Genomic DNA, 3,567 nt, shown 5'->3' on the forward strand with positions numbered 1-3,567 from the left:
GTGCCGGTGAGCTGCTCCATGGAGGAGGCGGTCTGCTGCAGGGAGGAGGCGGCCTGCTCGGTGCGTGAGCTCAGGTCCTGGTTGCCTGAGGCGATCTGGCTCGACGCGGTGGAGATGCTCTCCGTCGAGGTATGCACCTGGCCGACGATGTGGCGCAGGGATTCTTGCATGCGCACCAAAGCACGCAGAAGATCAGCCGCTTCATCACGGCCCTCGGCCTGCACGTCCTGGGTGAGATCGCCTTCTGCGATGGCGCCGGCCAGAGACTTGGCGGTTTCGATCGGCCGGCAGATGCTGTGCATGTTGAGCAGCGTGAGCGGCACCACAACCACCGTGGCTATGGCCACCGCCGCGCCGAAAAGAGCGATCGTGAGAGTTGCCGCCTGCTGGGCATCTTGGCTGGCCTCCTGCGCCTGGGCATTCAAGTCGGTCACCAGAGCGGCAAAAGCTTTGTCGAGTTCGTTCAACGCGGCATAGGCCCGGAACATGACCTTGTCTGCGGTGGTGGCCGAGTCGTAGCCGCTGGCTTCCAGCTGATGGGCCACAGGAGCAAAGGCCTTCTGGTAGGCATCCATGTGGCTGGCGATGGCCTGCAACCTTTCGGTGTCGTCGCCGGAAGCCAGGGCCAGAAGGGCTTGCACCTGTTCGTTGACTTTCGCGGCTGCTTGCTTCCACAGCTCGTGGGTCTCGCTCACACGTGCCGGCTGCTCGTAGAAGATGATCATGTCCTTCTCGTAGCGTCGCATCTGGCCCAAGGTCTGGCGCAGCTCGGAGACCATGCTGGACTTCGCGTGAGCGTTGTCGATGAAGGCCTGGTTCATCGACTGCAGGCGGAACATGCCGAGCAGGCCTGCGCCACCGACGAGAGCCAGCAGCATCAGCACAACCGCAATGGCGCCGATCATGCGCACACGGATGGTGAAGCTGCGCATCAGATGGGTGAAAGGCATGGCTTGACTCCTGTTCTGAGTGGCGTGGTGTCAGTCGGTCAGGCCCATGGCCGGATCGGTCATCAGCTTCTCGATGTCCAGCAGGATGAGCATGCGCTCGGCGATCGTGGCCAGGCCCACGATGCAGCCGGCATCGACGACCGAGCTCATCTCGGGCGCCGGACGCACTGCGTCGGCGGCGATCTCGAGCACGTCACTGACGGCATCCACCACGGCTCCCACCACGCGGCCACCCACATGGAGGACGACCACGACTGTGAAGTCGTTGTACTCGCATTGCGCCGTGGCGAACCGGATGCGCAGATCAACGATGGGGACGATCACGCCGCGCAGGTTCACCACGCCTTTGATGTAGTCGGGCGCATTGGCGATGCGTGTGGGTGCCTCGTAGGAGCGAATCTCCTGCACCCGCAGGATGTCGATCCCGTACTCCTCGCCGCCCAGACGGAAGGTCAGGTACTCGCGGGGACGGACGTTCTGTGCGATGAAGGCTTCGTTGGCACCCATGGTGTTCACTCTTTATGTCTGTGATTCGGCAAGGGGCCCCCGGCGCACCGCCGGGGTTCTCATTGGGTTATCGGCAGGAGGCCATCCGGCTTGAGCCCCGGAGGCGTCAGTGCAGAGTGGGTGCACGTTGGCCGATGCGGAACTGCGACACGACTTGGGACAGGCGTTGGGCCTGCTCGCGCAGCGACTCCGCGGCAGCAGCCGACTGTTCCACCAAGGCGGCGTTCTGCTGGGTCATCTGGTCGAGCTGCGTGACCGCTTGGTTGATCTGGCTCACGCCCGAGCTTTGCTCGCGCGTCGAGGCCGAGATGTCGCCAATCATGTCCGTCACCCGGCGCACGGCCGCAACGATCTCCTGCATCGAGGTGCCGGCATCGGCAACCAGACGGGAGCCGCCCTCGACCTTGTCCACCGAGTTCCCGATCAGCGCCTTGATCTCCTTGGCAGCCTCGGCGGAACGCTGGGCGAGGTTGCGCACCTCGCCAGCCACCACGGCAAAGCCCCGGCCATGCTCGCCGGCGCGCGCCGACTCCACCGCGGCGTTCAGGGCGAGGATGTTGGTCTGGAAGGCGATGCCGTCGATGACGCCGATGATGTCGGCGATCTTCTTGGACGAACCGCGGCGTTCAGGGCGAGGATGTTGGTCTGGAAGGCGATGCCGTCGATGACGCCGATGATGTCGGCGATCTTCTTGGACGAGGCATTGATCTCATCCATGGTGGAGACCACCTGGGAGACCACCTGGCCGCCACGCTGGGCCGCCTCGGCCGCCGTGTGGGCGAGCTGGGTCGCCTGGTGGGCGCTGTCGGCGCTCTGGCTCAGGGTGCCGGTGAGCTGCTCCATGGAGGAGGCCGTCTGCTGCAGGTTCGAGGCGGTCTGCTCGGTGCGTGCACTCAGGTCCTGGTTGCCGGTGGCGATCTCGGCGCTGGCCGTGGTGATGTTCTCGGTGGCCTGCTGCACCTGGAGAACCATCTGGCGCAGGGACGCCTGCATCTCGGCCAGGGCAGCCTGGAGTTCGCCAGCCTCGCCGCCCGCGGTGACCTTGACGTCTGTGGACAGATCACCTGCCGCGATGGTGCGAGCATGTTGCACCACCGAGGCGATCGGCCCCGAGATCGACCGGCTCAACCACCAACCGAACCCGGCCGCGAACACGAGGCTGGCAGCGACCAGGACGATCGAGATGATGGCGGCCGACTGCGTGTCTTCCTGTGCAGCGACAAAGGCTTTATGAGCGCGTTCTGCGATCGCGGCTTGCAAGCCATCGATCGCTGCGATGTAGTCCCGGCGCGCCTTCTCGAACTCGCCGTCCAGCAGCTTTTCCAGGGCGAAGTAGTCCCCGGTGTCGCGGAACTCGGAGATCTTGGGGCCATAGCCCAGGATGGCCTTGCGCAGGTTGTCGATGCTCTGGTACTGAGCCTTCAGCTCCGGGCTGTCCATCGCCGCTTCGACGCCTTGCTGCAGCGCGTCGATCTTCTTGGAGTCGGCCGCATAGTCCTTCATGAGCTGGTCGGGAAAATCGCCGGTGCCCAGTCTGGAGTGGGTGACGATGCGCAGCACGTTGATCTCGACCAGGGATTTCCACTCCCCCACGACTTGCATCGTGCGGGTTTCATTCTCGGTGAGCCGCTCGATCACGGCGGTGGCATCGCCGAGCTTTTTCACGCTGTAGCCGCTGACACCGATCATCAGCAGCATCAGCAGGCCGAGCGCGACACCCAACCGGGTGGCGATCCGGGTGTTCGACAATCTCTGGGTCAGGGTCATGGGCAGTCTCCTGGTGGTCTTGTGATGCGGTTGGGGAATCAGAAGGTTTCCCAGTCGTCGTCATGACGCGACGTTGCTGAGGCGGTGGTGGCAGGCGTGGCACTCTTGGCTGCCGGCGCTGCGGGCACTGGTCCAGGTTGAGCAGGCTCTTTGACCTGTGATTGCACGCGCTGGATGAGCTTGTGGGCTTCGGTGGCAGCCGGCAGGGGGATGGTCTCGGTATCGGCAGGCGCCTTGGCGATGTGCTGGGCCTCGACCTTGAACGTCCCCACCACACTGGCCAGGCGCTGAGCCTGCTCACGCAGGGACTCGGCGGCGGCGGCCGACTCCTCGACCAGCGCAG

Annotated in this window: 2 protein-coding genes and 2 pseudogenes; all 4 read right to left on the minus strand. The window is 64.6% G+C overall.

The window, feature by feature from the left end:
- On the minus strand, positions 1-950 hold a 950-nt coding region (locus tag C1704_RS17265), incomplete at its 3' end, for a methyl-accepting chemotaxis protein (RefSeq protein WP_146076112.1).
- Between the two features lie 30 nt (positions 951-980).
- On the minus strand, positions 981-1,457 hold the full coding sequence (locus C1704_RS17270; RefSeq protein ID WP_104303986.1) for a chemotaxis protein CheW: 477 nt from the start codon (positions 1,455-1,457) through the stop codon (positions 981-983).
- Positions 1,458-1,563: 106 nt separating this feature from the next.
- Positions 1,564-3,224, minus strand: a pseudogene (locus C1704_RS17920) (methyl-accepting chemotaxis protein).
- 38 nt (positions 3,225-3,262) lie between these two features.
- A pseudogene (locus tag C1704_RS17835) lies at positions 3,263-3,567 on the minus strand (methyl-accepting chemotaxis protein); the annotation flags it as partial.

This window comes from Caldimonas caldifontis, assembly GCF_002930615.1.
GTDB lineage: Bacteria > Pseudomonadota > Gammaproteobacteria > Burkholderiales > Burkholderiaceae_C > Caldimonas > Caldimonas caldifontis.

Excerpts from the sequence above, each read along its gene's own strand:
- C1704_RS17270 (WP_104303986.1), bottom strand. The coding sequence starts at position 1,457 with ATGGGTGCCAACGAAGCCTTCATCGCACAGAACGTCCGTCCCCGCGAG.